At 48.6% G+C, this 13,989-nt stretch carries 14 protein-coding genes; 5 read left to right on the forward strand and 9 right to left on the reverse strand.

Annotated elements, in window-relative coordinates:
• Positions 1-30: 30 nt before the first annotated feature.
• Both FD30_RS08335 and FD30_RS08340 read right to left on the reverse strand, forming a co-directional pair.
• A complete protein-coding gene (locus tag FD30_RS08335) occupies positions 31-672 on the reverse strand; it encodes an SDR family oxidoreductase (RefSeq protein ID WP_056944643.1) in 642 nt (213 codons plus the stop codon).
• Between the two features lie 137 nt (positions 673-809).
• Complete coding sequence (locus FD30_RS08340) at positions 810-1,079, reverse strand: hypothetical protein (protein WP_024747218.1); 270 nt, start codon at positions 1,077-1,079, stop codon at positions 810-812.
• A 342-nt stretch (positions 1,080-1,421) separates the two neighbouring features.
• On the opposite strand from FD30_RS08340, the gene FD30_RS08345 reads away from it, so the two are divergent.
• Both FD30_RS08345 and FD30_RS08350 read left to right on the forward strand, forming a co-directional pair.
• Positions 1,422-2,042: a hypothetical protein gene (locus tag FD30_RS08345; RefSeq protein WP_056944644.1), complete on the forward strand. Its 621-nt coding sequence runs from the start codon at positions 1,422-1,424 to the stop codon at positions 2,040-2,042.
• 128 nt (positions 2,043-2,170) lie between these two features.
• Positions 2,171-2,428 (forward strand): hypothetical protein, encoded by a 258-nt coding sequence (locus tag FD30_RS08350; RefSeq protein WP_024747216.1) that lies wholly within the window; start codon positions 2,171-2,173, stop codon positions 2,426-2,428.
• Positions 2,429-2,486: 58 nt separating this feature from the next.
• On the opposite strand, the gene FD30_RS08355 is transcribed toward FD30_RS08350, so the two are convergent.
• Both FD30_RS08355 and FD30_RS08360 read right to left on the reverse strand, forming a co-directional pair.
• The gene (locus FD30_RS08355; protein ID WP_024747215.1) at positions 2,487-2,870 is read right to left on the reverse strand and encodes a MarR family winged helix-turn-helix transcriptional regulator; all 384 of its coding nucleotides are present in this window, start codon (positions 2,868-2,870) and stop codon (positions 2,487-2,489) included.
• A gap of 245 nt (positions 2,871-3,115) precedes the next feature.
• Positions 3,116-3,856 (reverse strand): hypothetical protein, encoded by a 741-nt coding sequence (locus tag FD30_RS08360; protein WP_147000024.1) that lies wholly within the window; start codon positions 3,854-3,856, stop codon positions 3,116-3,118.
• Between the two features lie 403 nt (positions 3,857-4,259).
• Between FD30_RS08360 and FD30_RS08365 the strand changes: the two genes are divergently transcribed.
• The gene (locus tag FD30_RS08365; RefSeq protein ID WP_056944646.1) at positions 4,260-4,898 is read left to right on the forward strand and encodes a hypothetical protein; all 639 of its coding nucleotides are present in this window, start codon (positions 4,260-4,262) and stop codon (positions 4,896-4,898) included.
• 174 nt (positions 4,899-5,072) lie between these two features.
• Here FD30_RS08365 and FD30_RS08370 read toward each other — a convergent pair whose 3' ends face one another.
• From FD30_RS08370 to FD30_RS08385, 4 genes are all read right to left on the reverse strand, one after another.
• A complete protein-coding gene (locus FD30_RS08370; protein ID WP_056944647.1) occupies positions 5,073-5,504 on the reverse strand; it encodes a Panacea domain-containing protein in 432 nt (143 codons plus the stop codon).
• Positions 5,505-5,730: 226 nt separating this feature from the next.
• Positions 5,731-7,107 carry a hypothetical protein gene (locus FD30_RS08375; protein ID WP_056944648.1) on the reverse strand — a complete coding sequence of 459 codons (1,377 nt, stop codon included), beginning with the start codon at positions 7,105-7,107 and terminating at the stop codon, positions 5,731-5,733.
• 164 nt (positions 7,108-7,271) lie between these two features.
• Positions 7,272-7,892 carry a hypothetical protein gene (locus FD30_RS08380; protein ID WP_056944649.1) on the reverse strand — a complete coding sequence of 207 codons (621 nt, stop codon included), beginning with the start codon at positions 7,890-7,892 and terminating at the stop codon, positions 7,272-7,274.
• 140 nt (positions 7,893-8,032) lie between these two features.
• Positions 8,033-9,406, reverse strand: coding sequence for a hypothetical protein (locus FD30_RS08385; RefSeq protein ID WP_056944650.1), 1,374 nt, complete (start codon positions 9,404-9,406; stop codon positions 8,033-8,035).
• A 596-nt stretch (positions 9,407-10,002) separates the two neighbouring features.
• On the opposite strand from FD30_RS08385, the gene FD30_RS08390 reads away from it, so the two are divergent.
• Together FD30_RS08390 and FD30_RS08395 are read left to right on the forward strand one after the other, a co-directional pair.
• A complete protein-coding gene (locus FD30_RS08390; RefSeq protein WP_024747208.1) occupies positions 10,003-10,236 on the forward strand; it encodes a hypothetical protein in 234 nt (77 codons plus the stop codon).
• Positions 10,237-10,807: 571 nt separating this feature from the next.
• Positions 10,808-12,559, forward strand: coding sequence for a DUF5776 domain-containing protein (locus FD30_RS08395; protein WP_056944651.1), 1,752 nt, complete (start codon positions 10,808-10,810; stop codon positions 12,557-12,559).
• A gap of 63 nt (positions 12,560-12,622) precedes the next feature.
• Here FD30_RS08395 and FD30_RS08400 read toward each other — a convergent pair whose 3' ends face one another.
• Positions 12,623-13,834 (reverse strand): aminotransferase-like domain-containing protein, encoded by a 1,212-nt coding sequence (locus FD30_RS08400; protein ID WP_056944652.1) that lies wholly within the window; start codon positions 13,832-13,834, stop codon positions 12,623-12,625.
• Between the last annotated feature and the right edge of the window lie 155 nt (positions 13,835-13,989).

The following is a 13,989-nucleotide window of genomic DNA, read 5'->3' on the forward strand; positions in this document are numbered from 1 at the left end:
CACACGTTTAGCTTAGGGACGACCGCCAGCTTAATACCACGCCGGCTTATCGCCATCGGTGTTGGGCTTGTTGACCCCCAGGGATTCGTGAATCGCCTGACTAGGGTCCAGCACTAGCTTCGTGACCAGATCCGCGATACTCTTACGAGACACTTCCGTTCCCTTGAAGGGTTCACCCTTTTGAGTAGTCTCATAGTTGATCTCATCGTGGTTGCTCAACCAGGCCGGCCGAATCACGGTGGTCTCCAGATCCGATGCCTCGATGACCTTGGCCGCTGCCGCGTAGGTCTCCAGGTAGCCACCGTCCAGTTGTTGGTGGTTCCACTCACCGTACTTACCCGGTACTTCGTCGTAGATGCCTAACGTGGAAATCCAGATCAACCGCTTCACGCCCGCCGCGTCCATCGCAGCCACCACGTTCTTGGCCTGGTCTTCGATATTGCTGCCGGCGAGGTTCGCGTAAACCACGTCGATTCCCGTCATGGCCGCCTTCAGGTCAGCCGGTTGACCTGCGTCGCCTTCAACGACCTTGACCTGGTCGCTGGCTTGGTCCGCCAACCGTTGCGCGTTCCGCAAGAATAACGTCAGGTGTAGGTCGTGGTGCTGGACCATCATGGCCGTGGCCAATTGGGCGATCTTCCCGTGGGCGCCCAGAACTAGGATATTTGTCATAAGATAACCCCTTTTCTATTGGTTTCTGACCATACTGTAACGCTAATAATTACAGTATGCAAGCCAAATGGCTAACTTTTTATCAGTAAATCGAGGCCAAAAGAAAACCAGCCGTCAAACCGGCTGGTCGTGAATTCCTAGATTAACATTAACGTAACGCCTGGAACTGGCGTGAGGCTGTCTCCCAAGTCACCGAAGATTAATTCTTGCTTGAAGACGTTTTGGTCTAATTCGGGAACGTTGGTCTTTTCAATGGTCAGATGATAACGGCCACGTTTAGCATCCTTACGTAGTGCGTAGTTGATAAACTCCTGTTCAGGGGCGTACTCTGCGAAACGGGCGGCAAAGTGACCCAGTTGGTGTGACACCACGAGGCGAATACCGTTTTCATCTCTAAAAATATGCAAAATCGTTCACTCCTATATTCTTTCAAGCTGGCTGACGACGTCCCAAACAAAAAAGGCAGGCGCACGTCACTGTGCGGCCTCCCCGCATTGGCGCTTATGTGGAAGCTTCCCGTCATGGATCCGTGCCGTGACGCCACGAACCCTCAGCCTGTGCCGTAGACCCGACACGACTCTTAAAATTCTCTGTGTAAGTCGATTGTACCATACTTCACCGCGAATTTTGGCAGTCGGCTAAAAAAGCGCGAAAAAACCACGGAAACCCGGCACCGACGCTTGCACCCACCCAATTAAACATGGTCTAATAGAACCAATGACTAAATTCCACATTGGAGGGTGAATTTCGTGGCAAACACCAAGAATAGCCAGGCGGCCAAGATTCGCGCACAAATCATCGCCTGGTTGCAAGATCCAGAAGAGGTCGAAACGGTCTCCGAGCAAAAGTTCCCGGGGATTCGGGGCATCCGGGCCGTCAAGTTGCGGCAGATGCTGGGGGAACAGGGCTACGTGGCTTCCGTGGTGATGGGGGCCGTCTCCGCCGCCCCGTCGATCGACCACCGTATCAAGAAAGCGGCCCTAAAACCGCGCGAAGTCTACTATTACTTTGACGCAACGGCGGCCAAACCCAAACGAGCGGCCGCGGCACCTGCCCGGCCCAGCAACGTCCAGGTAACGGCGAACAGCCGGCCCGTTGCCGCGACGCCGCGCGTCACCCAACCCCTGCGGACCACCGCGTTGCCCGCCACGGGATTAGTGGGCACCCCCGCCTTCGCGACCCTCCAGGCAGCCACCCAGGACCTGACCGTCCGCATGGATCAACTCTTAGACGCCGCGCAACAGACGGCGCCCCTAGACGACCTGGAGATCACCTTCCTTACGGACATGGCCGCTCAGGTCGCCAAGCAGACCGAAACCCTGCAGAATTTCCAGACACAAGCCCGCATCGAACGGTTGCGACGCAAGTAAATCTTCGCGCCGTTCCCCCACTTAGCCCGGCCAGTTAGATTTCTCGAACAATTTTAAGATTATTCCTTGACATTTTCGCGGTTTACCTTTACCCTGTTAGAAATACTTTCAATGGGGGACGATCATTCATGGCTTTACACGAAAATGACCGGGTTTACTGCAAGGAAACCGAACTGTTTTCCGATGCCTTTTACGGCACCATCACCAAGATCTACGAACACGCTGCGTTGGTCAAAGTTGAACCAGACCAACTGAAGAAAAAGGAAACCGATAAAATTGACTCTTTCGGGGACTTAGTGGTCATTCGGCAAACCGAATTACAACTAGTCGATGAGAATGGCGCGCCCTTACCAGAACCAGAAGAAAAGTTAGAGGCCGCTGAATAAGTTTCGTTGAACACACAACAAAGCGCTGATGGACAATTCGTCTACCAGCGCTTTTTGATTATGACTTAACATATGATGATAACTTTGACATCAATTGCGGCAATTCGTGGGCTAAGACCAGACTAACGTGCTCGTGAATCGCTTCTCCGCGTTCGGTAATCTGGAAGACGTGGTACCGCCGATCAGTCGGTAACGTTTCGTCTTGGATGTACCCGTTCTTCAGCAACCGACTGATTTGAATGGAAATCATCGATTGGCCGACGTTCAACCGCCGGGATAATTCACTGGTACTGGTCTTTTCCTTCATCAATTCATGTAAGATCCGGTATTGTTCAAAAGTGACCGCATCCCCACTGCTTGGCCGCTTAATAAAGGGACGTAGCACCGAATTCAATTGGTGAATCCGCTCGATGTCTACGGCCATTTCGTCAACATCTGTCATGACGCTCTTCCTCCTCATGGCAGTCATGGCCTAGGTGGTTGGCCCAGCCATGGCCGCTAAAACATAGTCATCGCAAACCAACCTAGAACCCAAAATACTGATGGACTAAGTTGATACTCTTCGTATTGTAACATAGAACAAACAGCTACACTGTAAAAAAATCACGGGAGTGTGAATTTTTTGCTCAAATTTGATTTCTAATCCAGCCACTGCGGTCATCTCCTCCAGTGGATTCTTAGCTCTCATTAATTTAAGCGTTCGTCCTGTCGAATCGTAATCACTAATTTACGCAATTGATCATCCGGCATCGGATATTGAATATTATCAAAAGCCTGACGAACTAACCTAACATCCCGACTGATATGTAATGCGTGTAACGCGGCCCGAATATCGGCCAGATAAGTATCATTGGGATGAGCGCCACGACGGACACCGTACCCAGCCCGATGTTGGGCTTGAATCAACCCGAGGTGCTGTTGCTCATTACGATGAATATAAGCTGCGCAACGAGCCTTCTTCTTCAACGTACCCGGACGTTCTCCTACTTCGATCATTAAACTCTCATCAAACCCATCATCCAATAAAACCTCTGAATGTGTCTCATAAGCTGTTCGATTAATCGTGTTGATAATCGTACAGTTCAGCCAGCTGTACTGACTGTTGACTTTTGCGCCAATCGTTACCAGTTGCAAATTCCCTAAAACATAGGGCAACGTCGAGACTTGTTGGTGCAGGTACTCCCGATTCATCAGGTCGCGATACACCTTCATGTCTAACCAGCAAACAACACCGGTATTAGCCCGCAGATTAATGACCTTAATCGCACTTAACGGCGTCCGGAAGAACCCTCCAGTAGTCGTCCAAACGATACTGCCCGAATACTTGTCATATCCCCGACAATTCTTGATATACAGCACATGTTCCCAATCAATCTCAGGATCATCACCAGGAACTTCAATCGTCACATCTTCTGGATGTAAATCCACAAGGTTTAAGACCCCCGTTCGTTGAAGTCCTGTCCGGAATTCAGTCGTGAGTCCTCTAAGAGAAATCATCGAAACCGCCTCCAAAAACTCCTTGCTTCAACCTGACCGGTAAGGGTATTTAACTGCCTAAGCAGTTATCCTTACCACCGCTATAATGTCATAAATCACGAACAATGGCAAGATATTAGCTCATTTGTTATTTAAAATGTAATTTGCACAGGGATTGATATTGTTGGGCTATCTAAGTGTTTAGGCACAACATTTCAATCACTAGTACAACGAACTATAAATATATTTATAAAAGAAATATTCGACTTCTTCGTAAATTCTTAACGAAATCACATGAACTTGCTGACCGGACTTGATATGATGGGAAGTGCTAAATAGGAAAGGAAGCTGTTCCATGACAAAACATACGATTGGTGCCGTACTGAAGGCCCTGCGCCTCGAAAAATATGGCGACTCAGCCGGCACCGCTGACTTTGAGTACGATATCCGCACCATCTATGACATTCAACCCTGGGCTTATTGGTACCTAGAACGCCAACGAGCGGGTCAATTGGACCAGGAACGTCTGGCGCTGGTCTGCCAGATCTATGACCTGACTCCGGAAAGCTTCGCGCAACTCCAGGTTGCCCCCGACCTTTCCGCCGCGGTTCACGCCCACACCGAAGCTATTCGGGCGCACCAGCAGTGGCAACACCGTCGCGAACGGTTAGCTTGGCCGGATAGCGCTATGACCGCCGCCCAGTTGACGGACCCCACGACCAGGCCTGAGGCCACGCACCGGCCGGAGGATATCTTGCGTTACGTCCGCTTGGCTTCCCAATGGACGGTCGCCCACATGGCCGCTTACTTCGAGCTTCCCGATCTGCTTTACTGGCAGATGGAGGTAGGATTGATTCCGCTTAGCGACGAGATCGACCAGTGGCTCTGCACCCTCCTCAACACCGACGACCTGACCACGTTCACCCAAACGCCCGACTTAGACCAGCTGATGCGCTTCGCCCTCCAGCAATCAACCCACCAACAAATCGATTGACCATACCCAAGTTCGTAAGGTCAGTAACTATACTATTCAAGTCGTCTAACAACCATTAACCCCCTGAGTGTGGCTAAGTTGGCTGGCACGTTAAAAAGGCACGATTCCGTCTGAGAATCGTGCCTTTTGATTATCAATCTGAATTTCAGTTTTGCATTGGCTTGATCATCAAAATTAATCTTCCATCGCAACGTCGTCCAAAGTATAGGCAATCTGACTTCGCCAACCGATTAGATGCGTTTCATGCTGACTCCAAAACTTCTCCTGATGTGAAATATGGATAAGCTCGAAAGTGTCCCGTTGCAAAAATTGAAAAATCACAGAATTCAATACCTGATACTCAGAATTCTCAGTGTCTCGCTCCGTAATTGGATCAGCACCATAGACCTTGTACTTCTCGTAAATCTCACGCTCAACTGGCCCGTACCGCCAAACCTCAAACGGCTGATCATAAGTCTTTTCAATCGCAGGTTCATTAAGTAGTTGCTGGTTAAGCGCCTGTTTTAGTGTAAAGAACAGAACCTTTTGTAACTGCAGATTGGTCACCGGGACATTACGTTGCCGTACAACGCCGATGATGCGCTTCGCTAAAGCATCCACGGTCATTGCTATTCCTCTCTAAAAGCAAATGCGTAACTAGAAAATCATGACAAAATGGCGAGCTTTGTCATGATTTTTAGCCTTATTACTTAAGTGGTGTACTTCAATTTTAAACACAGAAGCAAATTATACCGAAACTAATGCTTTCAAGACAACTCCTAAATTTTCCAAAACAAAATGACATGCCAGCCAAAGCCAGCATGCCATTCATTTACACTATAAAAATAATTAACTAAGCAATCCAGTTACTATTTGAGGTAGTCGTATTCAGCTTACCTTCAACCAAAGTTGCCTTGAAACTGGCCTTCAACGTGTCACCGTAATTCTTAGTCCGGTTATCGCCGTTAAAGTTTTCAGGTTCAAAGGTAAATTCGTAATAGTAAGACTTGCCATTAGCATCATGGTACACCTTAGCACCCTTAACCGCATTATTAGCACCCAAGGCCGTCTTTACAGCATTAAGATCAGTAGTTGAGAAGGCTTGGCCTTGCGTCCCCGTCAAAGCGTTAATTCCAGCCGTGCTTAACGTTGCTGATAAATCACTGGCAGATAATACATCATTAACGCCAAGTGGATTTGTAACCGTCCCGGCCTTGGCATCAACGTTATCAATAACCATCTGAATCTTAGATGTTGCAGCGGCTACCACGTCAACATAAACGGTGTTGCCGTAAGTAGCATTGGCTGTATCAACCGTAGCATTCAACTTGTAATTTGCTGGCTTGGAGTTGGCAATGAAGTCAGACAGACTAACACCTGCAACGTTCTTAGCATCATTAACCTTATCTCCGGCCTTAGTCTTAGCAGCGGCGGTGATCCAAGTAGCATTACCTACCGATTGACCTGCAGCATCACGATAAACAATCTTAACGCTGTTATCGTTTGTAGCAGCCGCTTCAGCAGTTCCTAAAGTCAGTCCACCCAAAGTTACCGTAGTTGCATCCTGATACCCGTTACCGACGTAAATCCAGCCAGAAACAGATGGACGTTGCGCGTCAGTCACGTAGTAGTATAAAGAGCCTTCACGGGTCTTGGTAGCAGCTTTAGAAACCGTAAAAGTATCCGTATCCTTCACACCATACATGCTAACCTTCTTAGCCTTGTATTGCGTGTACTTAGGTGCATTCCATAAAGTGTTCTTCTTAACATCCGTTAGCTTAAAGCCAGCAGTGCGTGATGGTAATGCCGCTGATTTAGTCGTTTCTGCAGAAGTAATCCCTCCTGCAAATGCATCAGCGTTCTTACCACCGTAAACGTAGCCCCGGTACTTACCATTCATGGTAACGACCTTGTAGTAAACAGACCCCTTGTTCGTCGTTGCAATGGAATAAGCCCGGAAATAGTCTGCAGACTTCTTGGAATTAGCTAATTTGGCCATCTTGGCTTTTGAAGCAACAACTTTGGCACCCTTGACCGTCCCTGGCTTCGTGTAAAGTGCATTCTTACCCGTCGCAACAACATTACGAGTTTCTGGTGCTGAACTTAATTTCTTGGTAGAAGTGACCTTAGCCTTAGAAGCAGCGTTAGCAGTTGTAGAAACCGCCGTAACGGCACCCAAACTTAATGCAGCTAAACCAAGGTACAATGTCTTAGTTAAACGTGATTGCATGATGTACTCTCCTCTGGTAATAATTAAAGTATGTGACGAACCTAAGTATATCAGATAATTTACAGAAGCGTTAGATTATTTAAAAACTCTCGTCAAATTACATCGCAAAAACTTTACTCTAAAATTTTATTAAGGGCGAGCCACTTAAACAAAAGCATTAGCGACTACTTCTTAAGCAATTCATAGATGACTTCATATATAGATTTTCGAATCACAGTTAGTTTCGAAAAGAAACGCGAATAAATTCCACATACAATTAAAATAATTATTACACTCGCAAATACGGTTACAAAAGTCGCGTAGTCTGTGCTCATTCCCGAAATTATATCAGTCAAAATAGAAGCTCGATTTTTTCCACTCGCGGCAATCACTGCACTTATCCTGACTGAATCAAAGGCTAACAAACTAGCTTGTATCGCAACCAGACATGTCAGTATCCAAGTAAACCAAGTGCTTACTTGGGTCAGAACACGGCCCTCTCTCAGCTCATCCAATATCTTATCCAAATAGTCAATCTTTTTCTCACTTGGAACCCCGCTGAGCACATCATCTTTTAGATAGGATGTATAATTCTTAATTGCTTGATGATCATAAATGACCATGCGTCTCAATAAAACAAAACCACAAGAACCAATAACTAGGCCTACTATTGCAACAACTCCTTTCTGATATAAAATGCCGCTCCATCCAACAATAATCGCAAATACCAGACACATAAAAACTTCATCAATTCCTTTATGTAACCTCGGCGCCCTCTTTATAATCTCACACACTTGTGTCGACAACACTAACCCTCCTCTCATAACTTTAAAACCATTTTTTGGTAAATAAAAAGGGACTCAATTCTGTTAAGAATTGAATCCCTTTTCGATTTATTATCAGTATACACCGACAACAAACCTTCTCACTGTACTGTTAACTTAAATTAAGCAATCCAGTTACTGTTTGAAGAAGTGTTCTTAGGAGCACCCTTAGTCAAAACAGCTGAGAAGCTGGCAGTCAAATTGTCACCATAAGTGGCAGTCCGGTTGTCAGAAGTGAAGTTCGTTGGTTCGAAGGTAAATACGTAGTGGTAAGCATCACCATTATCCGCATAATAAGTCTTCGTACCAGTGATTGCGGCAGTACCGAAGGCACTTTGGATAGTAGCCAAGTTGTCACCAATTTGGGTACCCTTAGTACCAGTCAAAGCCTTGATACCAGCATCACTCAAGGTAGCAGTTAAGTCAGAAGCAGATAACTTAGCACCAACAGCTAATGGGTTAGCAACAGTAGCAGCCGTGTTGTCAACCTTATCAGCAATCAATTGTACCTTAGAAGTAGCAGCAGCCGTTACGTCAACGTAAACCGTGTTGCCGTAAGTAGCAGATGAAGTATCTACAGTACCAGTAGTCGTGTAACCACTTGGTAATGAGTTAGTAACGAATTCAGCTAACTTAGTACCAGCAGCGTTGGTAGCATCAGTACCAACCGTAGCACCGGCCTTAGTGCCAGAAGCGTTAGTGATCCAAGTAGCAGTAGCTACTTGAGCACCGTTAGCACGGTAAACAACCTTAACACTGTTGTCGTTAGTAGCAGCAGCATCGGCCATCGTCAAGGAAAGGCCACCAAGGTCTTGAGACGTAGCGTTGGCAACGTAACCCTTACCAGCGTAAATCCAACCGGAAATAGCAGAATTGTTAACGTCAGTTACGTGGTAGTATAATGAACCTTCACGCGTCTTAGTAGCAGCTTGGTCTACCTTGAAAGTATCGGTAGCCTTGGCACCGTACATGTTAACCTTCTTAGCCTTGTATTGAGTGTACTTAGGAGCACTCCAAAGAGTGTTCTTAGTAACATCCTTCAAGTAGTAACCAATAGTCCGAGTTGGGTTAGTAGCAGTCGTAGTCGTTTCGGCAGCCTTGATACCACCACCAAAGGTGTCGGCAACCTTACCACCGTAAACATAACCACGGTACTTTTGGTCCATCGTTACAACACGGTAGTAGATAGAACCACGGTTAGTGGTCTTAACACCGTAAGCACGGAAGTAGTCAGCAGACTTCTTAGAAGAAGCTAACTTAGCCATCGTTGCCTTAGAAGCAACTACCTTAGCACCCTTAACAGTACCAGGCTTAGTGTAAAGTGCGTTAGTACCAGTAGCTTCTACGTTACGCTTAGTAGCGTCAGTAGTCAGCTTGCTGTAAGCACCAGCAGTAGCGTAGGACTTAGCTGAAGCAGTCGTGGAAACCGTTGCAACGGCACCAAAACTCAATGCAGCAAGACCCAAGTAAAGAGATTTCTTTAAACTTGATTGCATAATCTATTTTCCTCCAAACATATTGTATGTAATCTATCAAGCAGTAATAGTATACATTAAATCAGAAAATTTGTTAAGATTTATATTCCCAACCAACCTGATAAACGTTTACCACTACTCAACTACAGGTAAATTATAGCTAGTTCTTCGCAATTAGACAAGGAATCCGCTTGTATTGTAGCTCGATTGAAATAAAAACAGTCGTCTTGTAACAAACCTGTTATATTCAGCCTGTTTACGATGCTTATTTAAGAAACCAATAATCTTAAGGCTAAGTTATGTCTAGCCTCCATATTCACTAACCCCCGCTTTGAAAAGAATCTCTTTACTTGTTCTTCATTCTATTTACTGCTAGACTGACCATATCTTATGAAAGGGGGTGATGCTTTTTGGCTACAGGAAATAGCCTTAAGGTCATCGCTTCCGCGGAGAACGGAAACGATTAACCTTCAGGATTGGCCGGCGAAATGATCTCGCCGGCCTTTTAGTTTGCCTATTTTTAATTGGTTAATTAGTTGAGGTATCCCTAATCTTAAACACCAATTCATTGTAACTTTACCCGTAGCTACCTATACTAATCACTGGAGGTGCGGGATATGTTAACCATTTACGTTGATCCTAAGAAGCAAAATCAAGTTGTTCAGTTGTCTGATCAAGACCGCGGCTACCTGTCCGTTCAACCCGAAACCGATGGCGCCGACCGGTATACCTTCACGTTCACGGGCCACGCCCACCCGAGCTTCTGGCACGAAGGCGCGCTGACCGACGGCTTAGAAGAGACCGTCCGCAGTATCGATGGTACTCAGAAGTACCAGATTCTCTTCCGTTGATGGCCTGATCTGTCAGTGGCGTTGGACTGAGAGCTCAACCCACCAACCGCCCACCCGGTATGCGTTGGTCGTCCCATCGACTACGCATACCGGGTGGGCTTTTTCCTATTATAAGGGGATCTTAAAGTATTTCATTTGTCATTTAAGCCACCGACTTCATTCGCGATTTCGAGGTTATCTTAAAATTCTTTAAGCTTACCCGCTTCGCTGTCAAGTCCTCACCATCTCTTGTCAGAGCCCACTTTCTGACCACTTTACCCTTTTCTACTATTACATTGAGCTTAGCCTTAATCCCCCAGTTTAAGCGTAGCGTCCGCTAAACCGGGCATCTGATTTTCCGGCCGGACACCAGATGTTCGTTGCCCCACTCCCCACTAAACTAGCGGACCAGGGGGTCGGTGGGACGCTACCGGCCGACTTAACGGCCCTTTTCTGGGTTCGTTTCAGGTAACGGAACCTAAACGCCGGTATCATCAGTTTTGTAATCGGTTTACCAAATAGTTTATATTCAACACGATTGGGGTTAGACTTGACTTGTCTAGAAACTATTTTATAGAAAGAACTGACAAACATGAGAAGATTTTACCGGACGTTTTGGTCATTCTCGCTAGGGTTCCTCCTGGCTATCGGACTGAGCTTTCTGGCCCCCACACCAGTTCACGCCTCAACGACGGTGAATCTCTACGCTCCCGTAAGTGTCGCCGCCGCGAAAGCCGGCAAACCCGCCACCGCCCTACTGACGGATCCCAATTCAAAGGGAATCATTACCCTGGACACCCCCTTTTCCAGTGTCCTGGATAATCCCGCTTTCCAGTATTCGGATTTGGCCACCTATTCCATCGACTTCACCTACGCCAACGACTTAGGCAACAACGACTTCACCTTCGACGACGTCTACGTGCTCTCTCTTCGGGCGGATCCTACCGCAAAACCGATTCCCGAATACGTGCAATCCCTCCGCGAACGTTTTCAGACCCTCACTGACCAGTTCCAGGGTTACGTGGTCACGGCTGCTAACCAGAAGGTGTTCCTCGCGAGTCATCCCCAGTGGTCCGTCGACCATCAGACGCTCAACTACTACATGCAAGCTGAAAAGTGTACTGGCGCAACGACGGCCGTCTTCCACGATGAGACTACGACAACGCCGACTACTAAACAATTTCGCTTGATGGGGCTTGCCGACACCCACGCGAACTTCGTGGTGGGCGCCAGTCGAGTGCCGTTCGACCCGACGACCGCTAAAATCGTCGACGCTACTGGTGATCCCGTTAGCTTGATCTCCGAAAACTTTACGGAAGATTTTGGTGTGCCTTTCAACGAAGTCCTTCCGGTTCCACTAGACGGGCAAGCCACCCACACCTACACCATCATCCCCAAAGATGACAGCGTGATCTTGGTGCACTACCAATACGCGGATGGCAAGACGGCCCAGGCCGACCAACTCTACCACGGACCCGCGGACTCATCGACCACCATCACGGCCCCAGTAATTGACGGCTACACGCCGAATCAGGCTGCTTTGACGCCAACGTTTACCGCCGCTAAACAGGAACTGACCTTCACTTACCAGAAGAACCCGGACCCGATCACACCACCGGCTTCTTCCTCGTCGAGTAGTTCCAGTGAAAGCTCCGCTAGTGACAGTAGCGCTAGTGTAAGTACCTCTAGCGAAAGTTCCGCCACTAGCAGTGCCACCACTAGTACTAGCTCCAACACGACTAGCAGTGTAACCAGCACCAGTAGCGCCACTACTTCGAGTAGTACTCCCGCACCCGTCAACCGTCCAACTACGCCGACGTCTTCCGCGGCGACTACCAGTTCATCAAGTGCCCAGAGTTCAACGACAACGCCAAGTTCTAACGCTAATCAAGCGGCCTTTAAGCCATTCAAGCTCTACGTCAAGCACAACCTTTATGCTTACCGGCACCCGACTTTTAAAGCCAACCAACGGGTCAAGCACTACGTCAAACGGCCCCGGGTCAAGGCCCAAACCTTGACCGTAGTCGGCACAGCGCGGTCCAAGCAAGGCCTTCTTCGGTACCAGTTGGCCAACGGCACCTACATCACGGCTCAACCACGGTTCGTTGCCAACCTTTACTGGCAAGGCATCCATTCCACCAAGCTGACCGTGGCCACCCCTAAAGGCGCTTACCAATACCGGGGAACCAGCTTCACCCAAAAGAACCGGCGAAAGTTCTTGAAGCCTGGCACCACGGTTAAAGTCAAAAAGTTGGTCCACCACGGGATGACTACCCGTTACCAACTCACCAACGGCCAGTATTTGACCGGGAACAAGCGCTTTGTTTCCCCCGTTTTGAAGTAAAAAGTATACGTTAAAAAGCCAGCGACTGTTGTGGTCACTGGCTTTTCGTTTAGCATTTTTAAGTTAAATCACGGGACTCGCCGCGTGAATAGCAGCCTTCAGCTGGTCACCCAGCCGGTGCATCCCGCTATCGATGGTCTGCGGCGCCAAGCCACTAAAGCTCAAGCGCAACGCGTTGTGCACGTCACGGTTCGGGTAGAAATTCGTCGCCGGCACGTAGGTCACGTGGGCTTGCGGGCTGATGACGTCATACATCAACTGATCCGCATCAATGCCCTGCGGTAAGGTGACCCAATCGAAGAAGCCCCCGGCCGGCTTGGTGTAAGTTGCCCCATCCGGGAAGTACGCCGCCAACCCACGCAACATGGCGTCCCGCTGTTGCTTGTAGTGGGTCGTCATGTGGGCGATGTGCTGGTCGATGTCGTTGGCGTCCATGTAGGCGTTGATGGCCGCATGGGTCACCCCGGTAGCTTCCAGGTCACTGGCTAACCGGACCTTTAAGATGGCCTGCAAGATATCACCGTCGGCCACCAGCCACCCAGTCCGCAAGGCGGGCATCAGGATCTTCGAAAAACTGGACAAGAAGATGACCCGCCCTTCCGTATCGAAGCTCTTGATTGCCGGTAACGGCGTGCTTTCGTAACCCAAGTCCCGGTACGGTGTATCCTCTAAGATCACGACGTTGTACCGGTTCGCCAAGGCGACCAGCTGTTGGCGCTTGGCCACACTCATGGTGATACCAGTCGGGTTATGATAATCCGGGACCGTGTAGAGGAGCTTGGTCTTAGGGTAGCGTTTCAAAGTCGCCTCCAGGGCGTCCAAGTCCAGGCCGTCCGCTTGCAGCGGAACCGCGTGGTAGTGTGGCTGATAGAGGTCAAAGGCCGCCAACGCCCCGATGTAGGTCGGGACTTCCACGGCGATGTCATCCCCCGGATCCAGCAATGCCTTGGCCACCAGCTCGATTCCCTGTTGACCCCCGACCGTCAAGACGATGTTCTCCGCCTTAGTGGTCACCTGGCCCCACTTCGCGATGCGCGCCACTAACTTCTGACGTAACGCCAGGTTCCCCTGTGACGACTGGTACTGAAAGAGGTGGGCGCCCTGGGTCTCAATGGCCGTGTTGAACGCTGCCTGAACGGCCTTAACTGGGAACAACTGCTCGTTCGGACTCCCGGCCGCAAAGGTCACCGCCGAAGGATCCGGGTCCTTAGGAAACAACCCCGCTAACGCTGAAGAAACATCCGGGTTCACCCGTTGCGCTAATAATTCTTTCATTGAGAAGACACACCTTTCTGGGTCGGGTCACACGCTGACCTAACCATCCTTGTGGACTATCATCCTGTTACCAATCATGATAGAATACTTCTAATAGAAAGTACAATTCATGTGTACCGTTTTTACGTGAACTTTATTCAACCTTAATTTTGGAG

Source organism: Levilactobacillus namurensis DSM 19117, from assembly GCF_001434785.1.
GTDB classification, from domain to species: domain Bacteria; phylum Bacillota; class Bacilli; order Lactobacillales; family Lactobacillaceae; genus Levilactobacillus; species Levilactobacillus namurensis.

Excerpts from the sequence above, each read along its gene's own strand:
- FD30_RS08335 (WP_056944643.1), bottom strand. The coding sequence starts at position 672 with ATGACAAATATCCTAGTTCTGGGCGCCCACGGGAAGATCGCCCAATTG.
- FD30_RS08350 (WP_024747216.1), top strand. The coding sequence starts at position 2,171 with ATGGCTTTACACGAAAATGACCGGGTTTACTGCAAGGAAACCGAACTG.
- FD30_RS08355 (WP_024747215.1), bottom strand. The coding sequence starts at position 2,870 with ATGACAGATGTTGACGAAATGGCCGTAGACATCGAGCGGATTCACCAA.
- FD30_RS08365 (WP_056944646.1), top strand. The coding sequence starts at position 4,260 with ATGACAAAACATACGATTGGTGCCGTACTGAAGGCCCTGCGCCTCGAA.
- FD30_RS08370 (WP_056944647.1), bottom strand. The coding sequence starts at position 5,504 with ATGACCGTGGATGCTTTAGCGAAGCGCATCATCGGCGTTGTACGGCAA.
- FD30_RS08375 (WP_056944648.1), bottom strand. The coding sequence starts at position 7,107 with ATGCAATCACGTTTAACTAAGACATTGTACCTTGGTTTAGCTGCATTA.
- FD30_RS08385 (WP_056944650.1), bottom strand. The coding sequence starts at position 9,406 with ATGCAATCAAGTTTAAAGAAATCTCTTTACTTGGGTCTTGCTGCATTG.
- FD30_RS08390 (WP_024747208.1), top strand. The coding sequence starts at position 10,003 with ATGTTAACCATTTACGTTGATCCTAAGAAGCAAAATCAAGTTGTTCAG.
- FD30_RS08395 (WP_056944651.1), top strand. The coding sequence starts at position 10,808 with ATGAGAAGATTTTACCGGACGTTTTGGTCATTCTCGCTAGGGTTCCTC.
- FD30_RS08400 (WP_056944652.1), bottom strand. The coding sequence starts at position 13,834 with ATGAAAGAATTATTAGCGCAACGGGTGAACCCGGATGTTTCTTCAGCG.